The organism is Streptomyces sp. NPDC056835 (assembly GCF_042789485.1).
Lineage (GTDB): Bacteria > Actinomycetota > Actinomycetes > Streptomycetales > Streptomycetaceae > Streptomyces.
On sequence record NZ_JBHUBB010000007.1, the window covers coordinates 85,951 to 105,125 of the forward strand.

At 71.0% G+C, this 19,175-nt stretch carries 17 protein-coding genes; 10 read left to right on the top strand and 7 right to left on the bottom strand.

The annotated features are described in order from the left end of the window. Positions 1-174 precede the first annotated feature (174 nt). Positions 175-990 (top strand): hypothetical protein, encoded by an 816-nt coding sequence (locus tag ACFRMN_RS09915; protein ID WP_383016042.1) that lies wholly within the window; start codon positions 175-177, stop codon positions 988-990. A gap of 154 nt (positions 991-1,144) precedes the next feature. On the opposite strand, the gene metG is transcribed toward ACFRMN_RS09915, so the two are convergent. Then, the gene (gene metG, locus ACFRMN_RS09920; RefSeq protein ID WP_383016045.1) at positions 1,145-2,869 is read right to left on the bottom strand and encodes a methionine--tRNA ligase; all 1,725 of its coding nucleotides are present in this window, start codon (positions 2,867-2,869) and stop codon (positions 1,145-1,147) included. 293 nt (positions 2,870-3,162) lie between these two features. On the opposite strand from metG, the gene ACFRMN_RS09925 reads away from it, so the two are divergent. After that, complete coding sequence (locus ACFRMN_RS09925) at positions 3,163-3,816, top strand: response regulator transcription factor (RefSeq protein WP_351394535.1); 654 nt, start codon at positions 3,163-3,165, stop codon at positions 3,814-3,816. Between the two features lie 107 nt (positions 3,817-3,923). Continuing rightward, positions 3,924-5,048: a sensor histidine kinase gene (locus ACFRMN_RS09930; RefSeq protein WP_383016049.1), complete on the top strand. Its 1,125-nt coding sequence runs from the start codon at positions 3,924-3,926 to the stop codon at positions 5,046-5,048. 162 nt (positions 5,049-5,210) lie between these two features. On the opposite strand, the gene ACFRMN_RS09935 is transcribed toward ACFRMN_RS09930, so the two are convergent. After that, a complete protein-coding gene (locus ACFRMN_RS09935; RefSeq protein WP_383016051.1) occupies positions 5,211-6,680 on the bottom strand; it encodes a VWA domain-containing protein in 1,470 nt (489 codons plus the stop codon). A 331-nt stretch (positions 6,681-7,011) separates the two neighbouring features. On the opposite strand from ACFRMN_RS09935, the gene ACFRMN_RS09940 reads away from it, so the two are divergent. The 3 genes from ACFRMN_RS09940 to ACFRMN_RS09950 all read left to right on the top strand — a co-directional run bounded on the left by ACFRMN_RS09940 (position 7,012) and on the right by ACFRMN_RS09950 (position 10,191). Next, positions 7,012-9,099: a PhoX family protein gene (locus ACFRMN_RS09940; RefSeq protein WP_383016545.1), complete on the top strand. Its 2,088-nt coding sequence runs from the start codon at positions 7,012-7,014 to the stop codon at positions 9,097-9,099. A gap of 144 nt (positions 9,100-9,243) precedes the next feature. Continuing rightward, positions 9,244-9,639 carry an RNA-binding S4 domain-containing protein gene (locus ACFRMN_RS09945; protein ID WP_383016054.1) on the top strand — a complete coding sequence of 132 codons (396 nt, stop codon included), beginning with the start codon at positions 9,244-9,246 and terminating at the stop codon, positions 9,637-9,639. Positions 9,640-9,741: 102 nt separating this feature from the next. Further along, positions 9,742-10,191 carry an ATP-binding protein gene (locus tag ACFRMN_RS09950; protein ID WP_383016057.1) on the top strand — a complete coding sequence of 150 codons (450 nt, stop codon included), beginning with the start codon at positions 9,742-9,744 and terminating at the stop codon, positions 10,189-10,191. On the opposite strand, the gene ACFRMN_RS09955 is transcribed toward ACFRMN_RS09950, so the two are convergent. The 4 genes from ACFRMN_RS09955 to ACFRMN_RS09970 form a co-directional block, all read right to left on the bottom strand. Further along, the gene (locus ACFRMN_RS09955) at positions 10,169-12,313 is read right to left on the bottom strand and encodes an FUSC family protein (protein WP_383016059.1); all 2,145 of its coding nucleotides are present in this window, start codon (positions 12,311-12,313) and stop codon (positions 10,169-10,171) included. The genes ACFRMN_RS09950 and ACFRMN_RS09955 overlap by 23 nt on opposite strands. Positions 12,314-12,345: 32 nt before the next feature. Then, positions 12,346-12,615 (bottom strand): DUF2630 family protein, encoded by a 270-nt coding sequence (locus ACFRMN_RS09960; RefSeq protein ID WP_383016061.1) that lies wholly within the window; start codon positions 12,613-12,615, stop codon positions 12,346-12,348. Between the two features lie 252 nt (positions 12,616-12,867). Next, positions 12,868-13,386 carry a hypothetical protein gene (locus tag ACFRMN_RS09965; protein WP_383016064.1) on the bottom strand — a complete coding sequence of 173 codons (519 nt, stop codon included), beginning with the start codon at positions 13,384-13,386 and terminating at the stop codon, positions 12,868-12,870. A gap of 83 nt (positions 13,387-13,469) precedes the next feature. After that, positions 13,470-14,348, bottom strand: coding sequence for a hypothetical protein (locus ACFRMN_RS09970; RefSeq protein WP_383016066.1), 879 nt, complete (start codon positions 14,346-14,348; stop codon positions 13,470-13,472). Between the two features lie 209 nt (positions 14,349-14,557). On the opposite strand from ACFRMN_RS09970, the gene ACFRMN_RS09975 reads away from it, so the two are divergent. The 4 genes from ACFRMN_RS09975 (at position 14,558) to ACFRMN_RS09990 (ending at position 18,080) form a co-directional block, all read left to right on the top strand. Further along, positions 14,558-15,133, top strand: coding sequence for a hypothetical protein (locus ACFRMN_RS09975; protein WP_383016069.1), 576 nt, complete (start codon positions 14,558-14,560; stop codon positions 15,131-15,133). Positions 15,134-15,250: 117 nt separating this feature from the next. After that, positions 15,251-15,460 carry a ferredoxin gene (locus tag ACFRMN_RS09980; RefSeq protein ID WP_383016072.1) on the top strand — a complete coding sequence of 70 codons (210 nt, stop codon included), beginning with the start codon at positions 15,251-15,253 and terminating at the stop codon, positions 15,458-15,460. Next, positions 15,450-16,841 carry an NAD(P)/FAD-dependent oxidoreductase gene (locus tag ACFRMN_RS09985; RefSeq protein ID WP_383016075.1) on the top strand — a complete coding sequence of 464 codons (1,392 nt, stop codon included), beginning with the start codon at positions 15,450-15,452 and terminating at the stop codon, positions 16,839-16,841. The genes ACFRMN_RS09980 and ACFRMN_RS09985 overlap by 11 nt, the downstream gene beginning before the upstream one ends. A 12-nt stretch (positions 16,842-16,853) precedes the next feature. Beyond that, positions 16,854-18,080, top strand: a complete 1,227-nt coding sequence (locus ACFRMN_RS09990; protein WP_383016077.1) for a cytochrome P450 — start codon at positions 16,854-16,856, stop codon at positions 18,078-18,080. 82 nt (positions 18,081-18,162) lie between these two features. Here the strand turns inward: ACFRMN_RS09990 and ACFRMN_RS09995 are convergent, their stop codons facing one another. Next, a complete protein-coding gene (locus ACFRMN_RS09995) occupies positions 18,163-19,038 on the bottom strand; it encodes a glycosyltransferase family 2 protein (RefSeq protein WP_383016080.1) in 876 nt (291 codons plus the stop codon). Between the last annotated feature and the right edge of the window lie 137 nt (positions 19,039-19,175).

The following is a 19,175-nucleotide window of genomic DNA, read 5'->3' on the forward strand; positions in this document are numbered from 1 at the left end:
CCGGGTCAGTCCCTGCTCGGCGGTCACCGTCACTCTGTGCGTCGCGGGCGACTCGCCGGGGACCGTCGAGGACGCCCCGCGCGTTGATCACCGGCGCAGACTTCGGCAGAGCACCTGCGATCGCTCCCAGCACTACCGAGCATCCCCGGAACGCGAGATGAAAGAGGCCCGTACATGTCCGTGCGCCCTGTCCGCCCTGTCCGCAGAGGCCCGCTGATCGCCGCGCTGCTGGCGACCGGCCTGCTGCTCACCGGCTGCTCGGGCCTCACCGGCACCACGGACCACGCGGACAACGTGGGCTCGGCGCCGGGCGGGACGGCCGCGAAGGACAAGCCCGGCGCCGATGCCACCAGCGGCGCCGCCGGACAGCCCGCCCCCGAGCCGCAGATCGTCGAGCCGGAGGAGATCCCCGGGCTCGGTCCCGCGACCCGCGCCGAGATCTCCCCCCAGGCGTTCCAGGCCGTCGTGGTGACCGGCAAGGACCGGAACTCCAGCACGGCCTCGGCCGTCGTCTACGAACGCGATCCGGTCACCGGCTGGCATGCCGTCTCGGACGTCTGGCCCGCCCACAACGCCGTGCGCGGCTGGACCGACGACCACTTCCAGGGCGATCTGCGTTCGCCCATCGGGGTGTTCGACCTCACCGATGCGGGCGGCAAGCTGCCCGACCCCGGCTCGAAGCTCCCGTACGACCGCCGTTCCATCTTCGAGGCGTCGGGCGACGGCTTCGAGGGCGAGGCGCTCGCGGGGTCCTTCGACTATGTGGTCGCGATCAACTACAACCGGCTGCCAGGCACCTCACCCCTTGACTGGACCCGGCCGCTCGGCGAGGACAAGGGCGGCGGCATCTGGCTCCACGTGGACCACGGCGGGCCCACCCAGGGGTGTGTCTCGCTGCCGCGCCGGCGCATGAAGGAGCTGCTGAGGATGCTGGACCCGGCGAAGCGGCCGACCGTGGTGATGGGCGACGCGGATTCGCTCAGCGACTGATCGGTGACGCGGGCTCGCTCGGCGACTGACGCTACGAAGGCGCTCGCCCCGTTCCGTACATACGTCCGTACGTACGCGCGAGGGCCCGGGACCTGCCGTCCCGGGCCCTCGCCCTCCAGCTGTCAGCGGCAGCCGCGTGTTACGCGTCCGCGCGTTACGCCGCCGCCGGGTCCTCGCCGCCGAAGCGCTCCCGGTACGCCGCCAGGTCCTCGTCGCTGATCTTCGCGAAGAGCACCGGCGGGACGGTGAACGCCGTACCGGCCGGAACGGACGCCAGCGCCTTCGCCTCCTCGGCCGTGACCCAGCGCGCCGTGTCGTCGGTCAGCGCGAACGCCTCCCGCATGGCCCTGGAGGACGCCGGGATGAACGGCTCGGAGATCACCGCGTACAGATGGATCAGGTTCATCGCCGTCCGCAGGGTCAGCGCCGCACCCTCCTCGTCGGACTTGATCTCCAGCCACGGAGCCTTCTCCTCCAGATACGAGTTGCCCGCGGACCACAGGGCACGCAGCGCGGCGGCGGCCTTGCGGAACTGGAGCGTCTCCATGTGGCCCTCGTACTCGGCGAGCAGCCCCGCGATCTCCTCGCCGAGCTTCGCCTCCGCCTGGCCCGCCGGCTTGCCGGCCGGCACCGCGTCGCCGAAGCGCTTGCGCGAGAAGGACAGGACGCGGTTGACGAAGTTGCCGAGGGTGTCGGCGAGGTCCTTGTTCACCGTCGCCGTGAAGTGCTCCCACGAGAAGGACGTGTCGTCCGACTCCGGCGCGTTCGCGATCAGGAAGTAGCGCCAGTAGTCGGCGGGCAGCAGGTCCAGCGCGGCGTCGGTGAAGACGCCCCGCTTCTGTGAGGTGGAGAACTTGCCCCCGTAGTAGTTGAGCCAGTTGAAGGCCTTGACGTAGTCGACCTTCTTCCAGGGCTCGCGGGTGCCGAGCTGGGTGGCCGGGAACATCACCGTGTGGAACGGGACGTTGTCCTTGGCCATGAACTCCGTGTAGCGGACGGCGTCGTCGGCCTTGTACCACCAGGACTTCCAGTCGCGGTTCGCCGGGTCCTGGTCGGACCACTCCTTCGTCGCGCCGATGTACTCGACGGGCGCGTCGAACCAGACGTAGAAGACCTTGCCCTCGGCGGCCAGCTCCGGCCAGGTGTCGGCCGGGACCGGTACGCCCCAGTCCAGGTCGCGGGTGATCGCGCGGTCGTGCAGGCCCTCGGTCAGCCACTTGCGGGCGATCGAGGAGGCGAGCTGCGGCCACTCCGTGCTGGTCGCGTCGATCCAGGTCTCGACCTCGCCCGCCAGCTTCGACTGGAGGAGGAAGAGATGCTTGGTCTCGCGGACCTCCAGCTCGCTGCTGCCGCTGATCGCGGAGCGCGGGTTGATCAGGTCGGTCGGGTCCAGGACGCGGGTGCAGTTCTCGCACTGGTCGCCGCGGGCCTTGTCGTAGCCGCAGTGCGGGCACGTACCGACGATGTAGCGGTCCGGCAGGAAGCGGTCGTCGGCGATCGAGAAGACTTGGCGGATCGCCCGCTCCTCGATGAAGCCGTTCTCCTTCAGCCGACGCGCGAAGTGCTGGGTGATCTCGCGGTTCTGCGCGGACGAGCTGCGCCCGAAGTAGTCGAAGGCCAGCTCGAAGCCGTCGTAGATCGCCTTCTGGGCGTCGTGCTGCTCGGCGCAGAAGGCGTCGACCGGTACGCCCGCCTCCTTGGCCGCCAGCTCGGCGGGGGTGCCGTGCTCGTCGGTGGCGCAAATGTACAGGACCTCGTGGCCGCGCTGGCGGAGGTACCTGGCGTACACATCCGCCGGGAGCATGGACCCCACCATGTTGCCCAGGTGCTTGATCCCGTTGATATACGGAAGGGCGCTGGTGATGAGGTGTCGAGCCATTGCGGGCTGCTCCCAAGTCGCTACATGGAGTGACCGATTGGTCTACGGAATGTCAATATCGTATCCGACCCATCAAGCGCGAGTCGCCCGCGTTTGCCGGGGGTGCCCGAGGGTGCGCGGGGGTGCGCGGGGGGGCCGAGGCGCGGGGGGCCGGGTGGAAGCGCGTGGAAGCACTGGGGCGTGGAGAGAGCTTTCCGAAACACCCCTTCCAGTAGACAGGCACATCCCGGGAGAGAAAGGGCATCATGTACGAGGCGGGGCTGGGTGCAGGGGCAGGGGCAGGGGACGGCAGCATGCGGGTACTGGTCGCCGAGGACGAGGAGGTCCTGGCCGAGCTGGTGGCCACCGGGCTGCGGCGGGCGGGATTCGCCGTCGACACCGTGTACAGCGGTGACGCCGCCCTCGCCTATCTGGGACTGCACGACTACGACGTCGTCGTCCTCGACCGCGATCTGCCACGTGTCCACGGCGACGACGTCGCGCGCAAGCTGGTCGCCGAGTCGTCCCGTACGCGCATCCTGATGCTCACCGCGTCCGCCTCCATGGAGGAGCGCGTCGAGGGGCTCGATCTGGGCGCCGACGACTATCTGGGCAAGCCCTTCGACTTCCCCGAACTGGTCTCGCGGGTGCGCGCGCTGCGGCGGCGCAGCGCCAGGCCCGTACCACCGCAGCTGGAGCGGCACGGCGTACGGCTCGATTCCGTACGCCGGACGGCGTCGCGGGACGGGGTGGCGCTCGACCTCTCGCCCAAGGAGTTCTCGGTGCTCCAGATCCTGCTGGAGGCGGACGGGGCGCCGGTCTCGGCCGAGGAGCTGCTTGAGCGGGCCTGGGACGCGCACGCGGATCCGTTCACCGGCGCGGTCCGGGTCTGTCTCAGCAAGCTGCGGGCGAAACTCGGGGATCCGCCGCTGATCCGTACGGTCCAGGGGGTGGGGTACGCGCTGTGATAGGCGACGCGAGCGCGCGCGCCGCGAAGGGAACGGGGCGAACGGGCCGCACATGCCGACCTGGGCGGGGCAGGGCGCTGGGGCCCGGCTCCACCATCCGTACCCGCATGGCCCTGATCTACGGGGGCGTCTTCGTCGTCCTCGGCGGCTGTCTGCTCACCGTCGTCAATCTGCTCTCCACCGTCGGTACGCAGAACGAGGCGCAGGAGATCGCCGCCCGGGTGGCGCCGGTCCAGGTGTCGCCCGCGCTCCCCGACTCGCCGGGGAGCGGGCTGATCCGCCGGCAACAGGGCCAGCCCATCGCCGTGTACCAGCTCACGGACACGGTCACGGACGCCGCCTCCGACGAGATGCTGTTCTGGTCGGTCGCCGCGCTGCTGGTCATGGCGGCGTGCGCGGTCGGGGTCGGCTGGTGGACGGCGGGGCGCGTGCTGCGTCCGGTGCACGCGATGACGGCGAAGGCCCGCCGATTGTCCGAACACAATCTTCACGAACGGATCGGCGCGAGCGGCCCGGACGATGAGCTGAAGGAGCTGGGCGACACCCTGGACGCGCTCCTGGCGCGCCTGCAGAAAGCTTTCGACAGCCAGCGCCGGTTCATCGCGAACGCCTCGCACGAGCTGCGCACCCCGCTCGCTACCCAGCGCGCCGCGATCCAGGTCGGGCTGGACGACCTCTGCACGCCGGACGAGCTGGCCCGTACGAAGGAGACCCTGCTCGACAACAACCGGCGCAGCGAGCGGCTCATCGAAGGGCTGCTCGTGCTGGCGCGCAGCGAGCGCGAGGTGGAGGACCTGGAGCCGGTCGATCTGGGCGAGGCGGTGGCGGAGGAGACGGCGCGCTACGGGCGGCGGGTGTCCCTGTGTGTCGTTGACGCCGGAGTGGTACGCGGAAACCGGCTGCTGCTCGGGCAGTTGATGGGAAACCTGCTGGCCAACGCGGTGACGTACAACGTGCCCGGGGGGACCGTGGACGTCGATGTACGCGGCACGGAGCTGGTGGTGCGCAACACCGGCCCTGTCGTCGCCGAGGCGGACATCCCCGCGCTGTTCGAACCGTTCCGGCGGGGTGAGGGCCGCGACCGGATGGGGCTCGGCGCGGGGCTCGGCCTCTCCATCGTCCGCTCGATCGCGGTGGCGCACGGGGGGACGGCCACGGCGGAGCCGGGCGGCGCGGGCGGGGGGCTGAGCGTGACGGTGTCGCTGCCGAAGGCGGAGCGCGACGGTGGCTGACGGCGGCCACTACAGCGGCTTCTACGGCGGCCAAAACGGTTGCCAGCACTGCGACTTGGGCCGCGACGGAAACCGCCGCCGGCGCCGCGTACGGGACGCGGGCCGACGGCGGTAAGGGCCAGTAAGGGTCGGTAAGAGCCGGTAAGTGCCGTTAAGGGCAGGTCAGTTGGCGGGGGCGGACGGCTGCCAGGTGGCGAGCAGTTCGCGGTAGAACGTGGCGTCCGGGACCTCGCTGGGCGCCGGACCCGCGTGGTAGAAGCCGACGTTCGCCGTGGCCTCGTCCGCGCCGAGCTTCCGCGCGAAGTCGAAGCCCTTGGCGTCCTCCTCGCCGAATGCCACGAACTGCCAGAAGAGCGGCAGCTTCGCGGCCTCGGCGAGAGCCTGCTCGGCGAGGCGTACGGCGCTGGGCGCACCGTCCGTCTGGAAGATCACCAGGGCGGGCCCGGCCGAACCGGACTTCTCGTGCAGCGTGACGACCTCTTCGACGGCGCGGTGGTAGTTCGTACGCCCCATGCGCCCGAGGGAGCCGTGCAGTTCGTCGATCTTCCCCTCGTAGTCGGTGAGACCGATCTCGCCGGTCCCGTCGATCTCGGTGGAGAAGAACACGACGGAGACGGTCGCGCTCTCGTCCAGCTGCGCGGAGAGCGCGAGGGCCCGCTCGCCGAGGTGCTGGGCGCTGCCGTCCTTGAAGTACGGCCGCATGGAGCCGGACCGGTCGAGCACCAGATAGACGGTGGCCCGCTGCCCGGCGAGGCCGCGCTTCTTGAGGGCGGCGCCGGCGGCCTTGTAGTGGTCGGCGAGGCCGGGGGCGCGGGACTTGACGCGGGCGAGGGTGAAGGCGGGGCGGGCGGCGGCACCGGTGGTGGTGCCGGCGTCGGCGGCGACGGGCTCGGGCTCGGGGACGGTTTCCCGCTCCGGCTCCGGCTCGGCGGCGGGCGCCGGTACGGGCTCGGCTTCACGTACGGGCTCGGCTTCGAGTACGGGCGCGACCTCGGCCTTGACCTCGGCCTTGACCTCGGCCTTGGCTTCCGCCGTGACCTCGGGTTCGGGTTCCGGTTCCCGTTCCGGCTCCGCCGGAACAACCGCCTCCCGTACGGGAGGCACATCGAGTTCGGGCTCCGCCGTGGCCTGCGCGGGGACCGTGGGCGTGGGGGCCGCGGCAGGGGTGGCAGCCGGGGCGGGCGAGGCCGTGGCCGCCGGCGGCTCCTCGATCGCGCTCGTCCTCGGCAGCTGCGAAGGGACGGCGCGGTCCGGGTCGGCCGGACGGGGGTTGTCGAACGCCGCGGCCACCAGATCCGCCGCCGCCCCTCCGACGTCCCTGGGCTCCGCCAAGTCCCCGGGCTCCACGGATTCCTTGGGCTCCACCGATTCCTTGGACTCAACCCGGGCGGGAGCGGCGGCAGGCGCCGGGTCCGAGGCCGAGGCCGTAGCCGAGACCGTGGCCGTGGTCGCGTCCGGGACGGCCGTCGTGTCCGTATCCGTACCCGAGTCCTTGGGCGTCGGCTCCGCCGGATCCGTACGGTCGGAACGCCCCGCCTGAGACGGTACCGAGGCCGAGACCGGCGCCGACTCGTGGTGCTCCTCCGCACGGTCGCGTCCGAACACCTTGCGCAGCAAGCTCCGAATGCCCATGGGCGAGGCCTTTCAGATGAGTTGGGTGCGGTGTCCGCCACCGGGGAAACACGCATCCCTGGCCAGGGCGGATACGTAAGGTTAGCGGCCGCCGCGAATGATCTCCGGCAGGGTCGGTCCACGTGTAGGACGGGCCCTACGGGCAGGACGGTACCCTCCCCGCCGCCCGCGCCATTACTCTTCCCCGACCATGCGGTCGGCGCAGATTCATGTGTCGTTCACCTGGAGGCCGCCATCGTGGTGGCGACCGCACCTAGCGTCACCAGCCGAGACATCCCGACACCCTGTCGGCGCGGTGCGCGCCGAACACATCGCATTCCTGGAGGCGAACGTGCGCAAACTGCTGCCGCTGCTCAACTCAAGTTCCAGCCCTCACCCGGGCGGGCGTTCGGCCCTGACCTGCCGCTTCCGCTGCGGCGACGCCTGTTTCCACGAGGTCCCGAACAAGAGCGACAACGAGTACGTCGGTGACATCATCGCCGGTGCCATGTCGAGACGTTCGATGATGCGCGCCGCCGCCGTCGTGACGGTCGCCACCGCGGCGGGCAGCGCGCTCGCGTTCGGCCCCGGTGAGTCCCCGGCGTCCGCCGCCGCGCTCGCCGGTAACGGAAACGGCAACGGCAACGCCGGTGGCGCGGCAGGCAAGGCCGACGGCGCCCGCGGTCTGCGCTTCACCCCGGTCGCCCCCAACACCGCGGACAAGGTGACCATCCCCTCCGGCTACGCCCAGAACGTGGTCATCCGCTGGGGCGACCCGATCCTGCGCGGTGCGCCGGACTTCAACCCGGACAAGCAGACCGCCAAGGCGCAGGCCGGCCAGTTCGGTTACAACAACGACTTCCTGAGCCTGCTCCCGCTGAAGGGCGAGCGCGACCGTCAGGTCCTCGTGGCCAACCACGAGTACACCGACGAGATCCTGATGTTCAAGGGCTACGACTCGGCCAAGCCGACCCGCGAGCAGGTGGAGATCGCCTGGGCCGCCCACGGTCTCTCCGTCGTCGTGGTCGAGGAGGACCGCAAGAGCGGCAAGCTCACCGCCGTCACCCGTCACCAGCTCAACCGCCGCCTCACCGTCACCAGCGAGTTCCGGCTCACCGGCCCGGCCGCGGGCAGCGATCTGCTCCGTACCTCGGCGGACCGTACGGGCAGCAGGGTGCTCGGCACGCTGAACAACTGCGCCGGCGGCACCACCCCCTGGGGTACGACGCTGCACGGCGAGGAGAACTTCAACCAGTACTTCGCCAACGGTTCGAGCGACACGGACAAGCGCTACGGCGTCGGCACCGCGGCCAGCGAGCGCAAGTGGGAGCTGTTCGACAAGCGCTTCGACCTCAAGCAGGAGCCCAACGAGGTCCACCGCCACGGGTGGGTCGTCGAGCTCGACCCGTACGACCCGGACTTCACACCCCGTAAGCGCACCGCCCTCGGCCGCTTCAAGCACGAGGCCGCGCAGCCCCGCCTCACCGCCGACGGCCGCCCCGTCGTCTACATGGGTGACGACGAGCGCTTCGACTACCTCTACAAGTTCGTCTCGTCGAAGCAGATGAAGAAGGGCGACAGCCGCGCCGCCCACGAGCACAACCTGACGCTGCTCGACGAGGGCACGCTGTACGTGGCCAAGCTGACCGGTGACAGCCCGGCGGGCGAGTTCGACGGCACGGGCAAGCTCCCGAACGACGGCGAGTTCGACGGTTCCGGCGTCTGGATACCGCTGGCGACCGGCGATGTCTCGCACGTGCCCGGCATGAGCGCCGACGAGGTGTACGTCTTCACGCGCCTCGCGGGCGACAAGGTCGGCGCCACCAAGATGGACCGTCCCGAGGACGTCGAGCCGTCGCCGCGCACCGGCCGCGTCTACGTCGCGCTGACGAACAACACCGACCGCGGCAAGGCGGGCAAGGCGGGCGCCGACGAGGCCAACCCCCGTAACGCCAACAAGCACGGTCACATCCTGGAGCTGGCGGAGAACTGGGACGACCCGGCGGGCGACGGGTTCGCCTGGCGGCTCTTCCTGGTCGCGGGTGACCCCAACGACCCGGCCACCTACTTCGCGGGCTTCCCCAAGGACAAGGTCAGCCCGATCTCCTGCCCGGACAATGTCGCCTTCGACGCCCACGGCAACCTGTGGATCTCGACGGACGGCAACGCGCTCGGCAATCACGACGGTCTGTTCGGCGTCGCGACGCAGGGCGAGCGGCGCGGTGAGCTGAAGCAGTTCCTGACCATGCCGAACGGCGCGGAGACCTGTGGTCCGGTCATCCAGGACCGCCGGGTCCTGGTCGCGGTGCAGCACCCGGGTGAGATCGACGGCGCGACCGTCGAGAAGCCGGCGAGCGCGTGGCCCGACGGCCCCGGCAAGATGGTCCGTCCGTCGGTGGTCTCGGTCTGGCGCAAGGACGGCGGCGACATCGGCGTCTGACGCCGACTGACCTGACCCGCCTGACCTGACCTGACCGCGGGGTGGCGCCGTCTCGGACCGGCGTCACCCCGCTCGGCATTGACACGGATATTGACACGGATAAAGAGGGAGAGCCGCCGGGGTGTCCGCGCTTACCCTCGATGTATGACTTCTGAGGCTTCGGACGCGGGGACCGCACGGGTCGACTCCTGGATCTGGTCCGTACGGCTCACCAAGACCCGCTCCCAGGCCGCCGCCGCCTGCCGCGCCGGCCACGTCCGCGTCAACGGCGAGCGGGTCAAGCCCGCGTACGCGATCAAGCCGGGCGATGAGATCCGGCTGCGCCACGCGGCCCGCGACCGGGTCGTGGTGGTCTCGCGCGTCGTGAAGAAGCGGGTCGGCGCGCCGGTCGCCGTGGAGTGCTACGTGGACAACAGCCCGCCGCCCCCGCCGCGCGAACTGACCGTTCCCATCGCCCTTCGCGACCGGGGTACGGGCCGCCCGACGAAGCGCGATCGCAGAGAGCTGGACCGGCTTCAGGAACGGCGGTTTCAGGGCTGATCACGGGGTTCCGGGAATGTCAGCGAACGGGTGAGTTTAGCTGCATACAGTCACCTTTGGTGCACGGAAAGTAAAACCGGCACCATTGGGAAGGTCCTCCCCATGAACCACGACGGTGAACAGCGCGACCAGCCGCACCAGCACACACAGCGCTTCACGTTCCGCCTCCCCAGTCACCCCCGTAGCGTCGGCCGGGCCCGCGAAGTTCTTCATACGGAAGTTGATCTGCCAGGAGATCCCGGCGAGACCGCCGCCCTCCTGCTGTCGGAGCTCGTCACCAACGCGCTGCGCCATGGCAGCCCGCCGGGCCGGGAGATCGCCGTCACCCTGGAGCGGGCCGAAGGGCTGCTCAGGCTGGAGGTCGAGGACGCGGGGGACTATCTGCCGCGCCCGCGTACCCCCGATCCGGAGGACGAGTGCGGGCGGGGGCTGGCGCTGGTGGCCGCGCTCGCCGACGACTGGGGTGTGGCGCCCAGGCTGGGGCCGGGGAAGCGAGTCTGGGTGACGCTCAAAGTGCCCGAGCGGACGCTCAGGGCGTCGTCCGATCGGTGAGACCGGTCCCGCGCTGCGGAGAGGTGATCGCCCGCGCCGCCCGTACCTCCTGGCGCAGTGGAGCCAGCACGCCCTTCTCGTCGCCCGCCGGCTCCGGCCGTACCGCCACCGGGACCTCGCTCGACCGCACCCCGGCCGCCAGCTCACGCAACTGCCGCTCGATGCCGGCGATCTCGGCCGGGGTGGGCGGCTCGGCGCCGTAGTCGACGCGGACCCGGGCCGCCGTCGTCGCGTCCACGACGCGCTCCACCGCGACGACCAGCGGCCACCAGGCCGTGGCGCGCGGCCCGGTGGGCGGCGGCTCGGTCACGGCCCGCTGGAACTCGCTGCGTACGACGGACAGATCGCGGTAGAGACGGCGCCGCATGCGCACCCGTTCGCCGTGGTCCGGCCCGTACGCGAACGCGCGGCGCACATACTCCGCCGTGTCCTCGACCGTGTCCGCGAGCCGGTGCCCGATCCGGCTGCGCCAGCTCTCCGGCCAGAGCAGATAGCCCACGATCAGGGCGATCGCACAGCCCATCATGCTGTCGACGAAGCGCGGGACCACGAGTTCGAAACCCTCGTGGTTGAGGGTGTCGGAAATCAGCAGGATCACCGGCGTGATGGCCGCCGTCTGGAACGCGTACCCCTTCGCGGAGAACGCCGGGACCAGCCCCGCGATGACGATCATGACCGCCACGTCCCACCAGCCGAGCGGCACCGCCGCCAGGATCGCGGCGGAGGTGATGAGGCCGAGCGCCGTGCCGAGCGCGCGCAGCACGGCGCGCGAGAAGACCGAGCCGAAGTCCGGTTTGAGGATGAAGGTGACGGTGAGCGCCACCCAGTACGAACGGGGTACGGGGATGAGCGACACCAGCGCCTGGGCGAGGCCGATGCAGAGCGCGAGGCGCAGCCCGTACCGCCAGGACGCCTCGGAGAGCAGTACGTTGCGCGCGCCGCGGCGGGCGCGGACCCGTAGCGGGGCGGGGCGCCCCAGCTGGTCGTCGATGTCCACGCCACCGCCCATGTCCACGCCACCGCCCATGTCCGCGTCGGCGTCCATGCCCGTGTCGACGTGGACGTGGAGCGTGCGGGGGTCGGTGCCGCGGTGGGTGTCGGGGCGGTGCACCACGGTGAACGCGTGCCGCAGCGCGGTGTCGACGGCGCGGGCGGACGGGTCGTCGGGCGCGGGCAGCTCGGGCGGTTCCGGCACCGGGCCTTCGGTACGGCCCATGGCGACCACGTCCGCCAACTCCCTTACGGCGGCGGGGATCGCGGCGGGCAGCGGCCGGCCGCGCAGATGGGCCGCGGGCGCGGCCTCGATCAGCGGGATGATCACATTGAGCTGCGCGAGCAGCCGTACGAGCGGGCTGGAACGGCCGTGTTCGCGGGCGCGGCGGGCGAGGATGAGGTCGTAGGCGTGGTTGAGGGACTCGGTGACGGCCTGCCGTTCGGTGTCGTACGTGTCCGCCTTCCCGCCCCCGGTGCTACGGCCCGCCGCCTCCAGCAGACCGGCCAGCGCGCGGTACGTCGCGGCCACGGCGGTCCGTTCCGGCACCCCGCGGCGCAGGGGCCAGGCCAGCAGCGAGAGCGCGAGCACGAACAGCCCGCCGAGAGCGAACAGCAGCGGGGCCTTCCACCAGGGCTGGGGCAGTTGCAATCCCGCGCCGATCACCGCGTCGATCAGGAGCAGCAGCCCGGCGGACGAGGCCACCGCGCCGATCGAGGAGATCATCCCGGAGACGAGCGCGACCAGGGTCAGTACCCCGACGGCCACCCACCCGTGTCCGAAGACGAGCGTGCCGAACGTGACGCCGAGGGCGCCGAAGAACTGGGGGACCGCGATAGTGAGGATCCGCATCCGGTACGCGTCCGCGGTGTGGCCGGCGACGGCGAGCAGGGCGCCCAACGAGACGAGCGCGCCGTAGCCGGGGGCGCCGATGGCGAGACCGACGGCCAGGGGCACGGTCAGGGCGACGGAGGCGCGGGCGACGGCGGCCCAGGGGATGGGTGCGGACCCGGGGCGCAGCCCGGCGAGCAGCCATTCGGGCGGGGCGAGCCGGGAGGCCGGTGCCAGGCGTGCGGACAGGCGCCGCCGGAGCGGACGGGGTTGTCGGGGGTGTCGATCTTTCCGCGTCATATGAGGGTTTGAGGCGGGGCGGTGGGGCGGCTTCAGCCCTGGTAGCCCTCGACCTCGCTCGGGGGCCGTACCGCCGCCTCGTCGGGGTTCTCGCCGAACTCCGATTTGGCGCGCCGCTGCCGCAGCAGGTCCCAGCACTGGTCGAGCTGGACCTCGACGGAGCGCAGCCGCGCCTGTTCGTCGGAGCCGAGGCCGAGATTCTCGGACGAGCGTTCGCGCAGGGTGCGCTCCTCCGCGACGAGGGCACTGATGGTGTCGAGGATCTCGTCGTCCTTGCCGGCGGCGTTGCTGGCTGCGTTCATGGTTCGATCCTCGCGCTCCCCGGGCACCCTCGCACCTCGGCCCGTACGTCCGTGCCCATACGTCCGTGCCCGTACGTCCGTGCCCGCAGGGCCTCTGTCCGTACTGCCTGTGTCCGTACGCACGCGCATACGGGCACAGAAGCGGGGAGCCGCTGTGTCCGTATGCGCGGACGTTGCGTGGTCGAGCGCTTGTTGACGCGCTGTCGGATGGTCGGTCGGATTGTCGGCTTTTGGGTGGGAGGGGGCCGGACGTCAGTGTCTGTTGCCCGCCCAGGACGCCGCGCGATCCGTGGCCAGTGCCCAGATCACGAACGCCGCCAGCGCCATGCCGACGATCGCCCAGATCGGCGCGTACGGCAGGTACATGAACTGTGCGACCAGATAGAGCGCCGCCACTCCTATCCCGATGTACCTGGCCATCGGGACTCGCATGAGAATGGCCAGCCCGGTGATGGCGATCAGGATTCCGAGGGCTACGTGGATCCAGCCCCAGGAGCTGAGGTTGAACGTGTAGGCGTAGCCGGTGACCCTGTTGAACACCGCGTCGTGTCGTACGGCCGCCACGCCCTGAAGGATGTCTACCGCTCCCGCGACCAGCATGAGAACACCGGCGAAGAAGCTACCGCCAGTAGCCCAGGCCGCCTTCCTTTCCGCATGTGCGCCGGTATGCGCGCCGGTGCCTGCTCCGGTGCCGGTGCCCATGCCTGTTCCTGTGCCCGTACCTGTGCCCATGCCCGTGGTGGGGGGCCTCTGTGCTGTGTTCTGGCTCATAACCCCATGGTGCTCCAAATGCCTCAAAAGGGACATTCGGTCGAGTGGTATCGGCATAAAGATTTCGTAAAGTCGGACGGAGGTCAGACGGGGGAGGAGCTGCGCGGGGCGCTGGGAGCGATACGCGGCGCGTGCGGAGCCCGGGGCAACCGCCCGCTCAGCCAGGCGCCGAGAGCCAGGGCGAGTCCGCCGGCGAGCACGCACCAGCCCGCGGTACGCAGGGACGCGGTCAGCGCGTCGAAGATGGCGGCGGCGGCCGACCTGTCCCCGTTGTCCGGCAGGTCCTGGAGGACCGCCCCCCGCGCCACGGCGACAACGAGGAACAGCAGCCCCGCGCCGGCCGCGTACGCGAGACCGGCGCCGATGAGCGCGCGGCGCCGGCGGACGGCGAGCAGCACGGCCGCGCCGGTGAGGGCCAGCGTTCCGACGGCGGGCCAGATCCCCGCCGCGCGCAGCCCCTGGGTGACATCGCGCCAGATCCCGAGTCCGTTGGCCTCCAGGACGATGATCTGCGTATGCCGCACGGGGATCCGGTTCGCGTACGGCACGCTGTCGTCGGTCAGCTGCTTCTTCACCCGCGCGGTGATGGGCGCCAGATCGATTGTCACGGCATTACCGCCGCCGCTGGTCAGCGCCTGTTCCGCGGTGGCGTGGGCGGCGCGGGTCGCCGTCTTCCACGCGTTCTTGAAGGCGTTGGTGGTCTCGAACGACAGCACGGCGTCGTGCAGCAGCCCGCGGACCCCCTCCTGTAGGAGCGGCCCCACCTCGACCTCGGTCAGCACCTCGGCGGTGATCCGGTCGGCGACGGCGTTCTGTACGTCCGGATCGGAGGCGAGCGGCGCCATGGTGGAGACGAAGCGGTCCGTGTCGCCGATCTCCAGATCGACCCAGGCCGCGACCGCGCTCAGCGGGGCGAGGACCGTCAGCAGGACGATCAGCGCCGTGGAGAGGTAGGTCCGCACTCCTCAAGGGAACGGGCACGGGGCGACGGGCGCGAGCGGTGCGCCGCCGACCCGGTGAGAGCGCGTCGGCTCGTCACCTCCGCTGAGGTTGACGCGTACGGCGGGCGGGTGTGCCCTGGATAAGCGGGGGTGGAAGTAGCGGGGGGCGGAAATGGGGGAGGAGTGGAAATGGGGGGAGTGGGGGAGTGCGACGGAAGGAGCCCCCTGTCATGGCGACCCAGACACCGACGCCCACGCGGCACCGCAAGCTGAGGCCTCATCTCCCTCATCTCCCTCGGCACGACGGCGCGCGGTACGAAGGCGAAGGCCCGCGGCACGGCGAAGGCCTGCGGCACGGCGGCGCGCGGCCTCCGGGCGCGCCGAGCGTACGCCCCCAGGACTCGGGGCGGCGCCGTGTCTCGCCCGGCCTGGTGGGGACCTCCCTCCTGCTGGGCATCGCCTACGGTGCCTACGCGTCGTACATCGCACGGGGCGGCGGCCCCGCCACCTTCGGACAGCTCGCCCTGGCCTTGATCTCCGGCGCGCTCGCGGCCCTCCTGGTCTTCGGCCTCGTCCGCGTACAGCACAGACTGATGCGCGAAGTACGCGCCGCGGCCTGGGGTGTACTCGTCGGCGGGGGCATGGGCTTCCTCTACAGCCTGACCAACCACAGCGTTCTGCTGTCCTCGGGCATCGGACTGGCGTTCGGCGCCGCCACGGTCATCGTGGACTTCTACGCGGTCTACACCCATGAACCCGGAGAGCCCAAGGAGCCCCAAGAGCTCCGAGGGTCCCGAAAGCTCTGAGAACACAGAGGTCACAGAGGCCACAGAGGTCACCCCATCGGCACCCCACCGCTCGCGCCGCTCCCCCGCAGGCCATAGGACGGAGGCGGTGGGCGGCGCGCGGAGGAGTGGACCGGGATGCAGATCGTTGTCGACCTCAATCGCTGCCAGGCATACGCGCAGTGCGTGTTCCTCGCCCCTCAGGTGTTCGAGCTGCATGGCGAGGAGGCCCTGATGTTCACGCCGGCCGTGCCCGACGATCAGCGTGGGCACGTACGCAGGGCCGCGGCGGCGTGTCCGGTGCAGGCCATCCTCGTCGGCGAGCGGGCGGGCCCCGGTGACCGGTGAACCGTGGGACGGCCGGATCGTCATCGTCGGCGCGTCGCTGGCCGGTCTGCGCGCCGCCGAGACACTGCGCGACGAAGGCTTCACCGGACCGCTGACGCTGGTCGGGGACGAACCGCACCCCCCGTACGACAGGCCGCCACTGTCCAAACAGGTACTGCTCGGGCGGGCGCGCGCGGCGGACATCGGGCTGCCGCGCCGCCGCGAGGTGGACGCGCGGTGGAAGCTCGGCGTACGGGCCGGCGGGATCGACGCGAACGAGAAGCGGGTGATCCTCGCCGACGGTGAACTCCTGCCGTACGACCGGCTGCTGATCGCCACCGGAACCCGGGCCCGCCCCTGGCCCGACCCCGCGGAAGCCCGGCTGGACGGCGTACTGACCCTGCGTACGAGCGACGACGCGGCACAACTCGCGCGGCGGCTCGACGCCGGGCCACGCCGGGTCCTGGTGATCGGCGCCGGGTTCACCGGCTCGGAGATCGCCTCCGCCTGCCGGGAACGCGGCCTGGAGGTGACCGTCGCCGAACGCGGTCCCGCACCGCTCGTCGGGGCGCTCGGCGGCGCGCTCGGCGCGTTCGCCGCCAAGCTTCAGCGCGCGCACGGCGTCGATCTGCGCTGCGGCGTGACCGTCACCTCCCTGAAAGGCCGCGACGGCCGGCTCACCGGCGCCGAGTTCTCCGACGGCGGCCGGATCGAAGCGGATGTCGCCGTGGTCGCCCTGGGCGCCGTACGCAACACCGAATGGCTCGCCGAATCAGGACTCGCCGCGGGCCCCCGGGGCGTCGCCTGCGACGCGGGGTGCCGTGCGTTCAACATGTACGGGATCGTCACCGACGACGTCTTCGTGGCGGGTGACGTGGCCCGCTTCCCGCATCCGCTCTTCGAGTACCAGATGCTGGCGCTCGAACACTGGGGCAACGCGGTCGCGCAGGCGGAGGTGGCGGCGCACAACATGGTCAGCACGGGCCCGCACAGGCGCCCGCATCTGGCGGTGCCCGCCTTCTGGTCCAGTCAGTTCGGCCTCAACATCAAGTCCGTCGGCGTCCCGACCTACTCCGACCAAGTGGTCATCGCCCAGGGCTCGTTGCGGGAGCGCCGGCTCGTCGCCGTCTACGGCTACCGGGGGCGGATCACCGCGGCGGTCACCGTGAACCGGGCCAAGTGGCTTGAGCACTACCAGTACCTCATCGAGACGGCGGCGCCGTTTCCCCCCGAACCCGGCGCCGCAGACCGGCCCGACTCGGCCGTGCCCGTCCCCTCCGATGTGCCGGACCCCCAACTGCTCTCGCACGGACCGACCGTGGCCCTCACCGGCCATCTGCCGGACCGGCGCCTGACCGTGGTGCGGCACGAACCGATCCCGACCGCCGCCCACCGTCGTTGAGGAGCCCCACGCATGTCCCCGTCCCCGGACACCCTCTACCAGCGCATCACCGACTACGCGAACCGCGCCGACCCCTATCCGCTCTACGCCGAACTCCGCGAGAACGGGGTGACGCGGCAGACCGACGGCAGCTATCTGGTCGGCACGTACCACGAGATCGCCGCACTGCTCCATGACCCGCGGATCAGCTCGGACTCCCGCAACCGCGCCGACCCGTCCACGGTCCCACTGCTCAGGTGGGGCGCTCAGGCGGCCTTCATCGGCCTCGACGACCCCGAGCACGACCGGCTGCGCCGCATCGCGATGCGCCCCTTCGGACCGCCCCACTCCCCGGGCCGGATCGACGCGCTGCGCGCGGACATCACCCGGATCTCCGACGAACTGATCGACGCGTTCCGGGACAAGGACCGCGTCGACATCGTCGAGGAGTTCGCGTACCCGCTCCCTGTCACCGTGATCTGCCGGCTGCTCGGTGTGCCCCGCGAGGACGTGCCCCGGATCCGCGCCTGGACGAACGAGATCATCGCCAGTCTCGACCTGAAGCCGGGGAAGCAGGACGACAGCCACCGCGTGGCGGCAGTGGATGCCCGGGAGGCGATGTCGGAGTACCTCGGGGATCTCTCCGACAAGCGCCGTGACCACCCCTCGGACGACATGCTCTCCGCGCTCGTCCACGACGCCGGCCCCGACGGGCGGCTGACCAGGGCCGAACTGAAGGCGACCGGGACTCTCCTGCTCATCGCCGGGCACGAGACGACGGTCAATCTCATCAGCAACGGCGCGCTCACGTTCCTGCGCTTCCCCGACGCCTACCGGCTCCTGCGCGACAAGCCCGAACTGATGCCGAGGGCGGTCGAGGAACTGCTGCGCTACGAACCGCCCGTCCACCTGCTCCCACAGCGCACCCCGCTCGCGGACATCGAGGTCTCGGACGTCACCGTCCCCGAGGGCGCCCCGCTGGTCCTCGTACTCGCCGCGGGGAACCGGGATCCGCTGCGGTTCGACGAACCCGACCACTTCGACCCGACCCGCGAGGACAACCAGCACTTCGGCTTCGGCAGCGGCGTCCACAACTGCTTCGGCGCGCCGCTGGCCCGCGTGGAGGCCCAGATCGCCCTGAACGCGCTGCTCCCCCGCCTGGAGGGCTTCCAACTGTCCGAGGACCCGCCCCCCTACCGCCGCAGCCCGATCCTCCGGGGCCCCCGGCACTTGCCGATCGAGCCGGCGGGGGGTGGGTGAGGGGGTGGGTGCGGGTTTGGGTTCGTGCTGAGAGGTAACCCCGGCTACCCCTCAGCACGAACCCGCACCCCGCACTCCCGCGTCAGATGACCGGCGGGCGGCCCAGCGCCGTCATGCGCCGTACGGTTCGCCAGCGCATCGGCCGGCGCGTCCCGCACGCCGTCCGTACGCCCTCGAAGAAGCCGCCGAACCACGCGCGCAGCCCGCTCACCGACCGCGTACGCGCCACGGTGAGCAGAATCCACGTACCGAGGTAGAGCGGTACGAGCGGCGCGGGCAGGTGCCGGCGCGCCAGCCACACCCGGTTGCGGGCGGTCATCCGGTAGAACTCGGCGTGTCTCGCCGGTGAGGTGCGCGGGTGCTGGAGGACCAGCTCCGGCTGGTAACGGATCGTCCAGCCCGCGTCCAGCGCACGCCACGCGAGGTCGGTCTCCTCGTGGGTGAAGAAGAACGCGTCGGGCCAGCCGCCCGTCTCGTCCAGCATCGCCATGGACAGCGCGTGTCCGCCGCCGAGGAACGTGGTCACCTCGCCCGCGCGCATCGGATCGCCGACCCGCAGCCTGGGCACGTGCCGCCGCTGGGTGAGGCCGGTCTCGTCCGCGATACGGAAGCTGACGATGCCGAGCCGGGCGTGCGCCTCGTACAGATCGGCGACACGGGTGATCACATCGGCCTCGATCAGCAGGCCGTCGTCGTCCAGGTCCACCAGAACGTCCACGTCGCCGCAGTCGCGGAGCTTCTTCATGGCGACATTGCGCCCTCCGGAGACCCCGAGGTTCTTCGTCAGCTCGACCCCGATGACGCCTTCGGGCAGCTCGGGCAGCGGAGCGCCGTTGCCCACGACCACGATCCGCGTCGGGGCCTCCCGCTGCTTGGCGACGGAGTCCAGCAGGGCCCGCAGTTCGACGGGCCTGTTCCCCATCGTCAGCACGGCCACACCCACACGCGGTCGGGACACGTCCAGATCACTCCAGCTCTCGGTGACGGGAAGGGAAGAGGCAGGGAAGGGAAGAGGCAGGAAGGGAAAGAGTCAGGAAAGGAAAGAGGCGGGGCAGAGAAGGGACAGGGCAGGTAAACGACGGGCAGCGAGAAAAG

Bases quoted from the DNA above. Each gene is read 5' to 3' on its own strand.
- ACFRMN_RS09915 (WP_383016042.1), top strand. From the start codon at position 175: ATGTCCGTGCGCCCTGTCCGCCCTGTCCGCAGAGGCCCGCTGATCGCC.
- metG (WP_383016045.1), bottom strand. From the start codon at position 2,869: ATGGCTCGACACCTCATCACCAGCGCCCTTCCGTATATCAACGGGATC.
- ACFRMN_RS09925 (WP_351394535.1), top strand. From the start codon at position 3,163: ATGCGGGTACTGGTCGCCGAGGACGAGGAGGTCCTGGCCGAGCTGGTG.
- ACFRMN_RS09930 (WP_383016049.1), top strand. From the start codon at position 3,924: ATGGCCCTGATCTACGGGGGCGTCTTCGTCGTCCTCGGCGGCTGTCTG.
- ACFRMN_RS09935 (WP_383016051.1), bottom strand. From the start codon at position 6,680: ATGGGCATTCGGAGCTTGCTGCGCAAGGTGTTCGGACGCGACCGTGCG.
- ACFRMN_RS09945 (WP_383016054.1), top strand. From the start codon at position 9,244: ATGACTTCTGAGGCTTCGGACGCGGGGACCGCACGGGTCGACTCCTGG.
- ACFRMN_RS09950 (WP_383016057.1), top strand. From the start codon at position 9,742: ATGAACCACGACGGTGAACAGCGCGACCAGCCGCACCAGCACACACAG.
- ACFRMN_RS09955 (WP_383016059.1), bottom strand. From the start codon at position 12,313: ATGACGCGGAAAGATCGACACCCCCGACAACCCCGTCCGCTCCGGCGG.
- ACFRMN_RS09960 (WP_383016061.1), bottom strand. From the start codon at position 12,615: ATGAACGCAGCCAGCAACGCCGCCGGCAAGGACGACGAGATCCTCGAC.
- ACFRMN_RS09965 (WP_383016064.1), bottom strand. From the start codon at position 13,386: ATGAGCCAGAACACAGCACAGAGGCCCCCCACCACGGGCATGGGCACA.
- ACFRMN_RS09975 (WP_383016069.1), top strand. From the start codon at position 14,558: ATGGCGACCCAGACACCGACGCCCACGCGGCACCGCAAGCTGAGGCCT.
- ACFRMN_RS09980 (WP_383016072.1), top strand. From the start codon at position 15,251: ATGCAGATCGTTGTCGACCTCAATCGCTGCCAGGCATACGCGCAGTGC.
- ACFRMN_RS09990 (WP_383016077.1), top strand. From the start codon at position 16,854: ATGTCCCCGTCCCCGGACACCCTCTACCAGCGCATCACCGACTACGCG.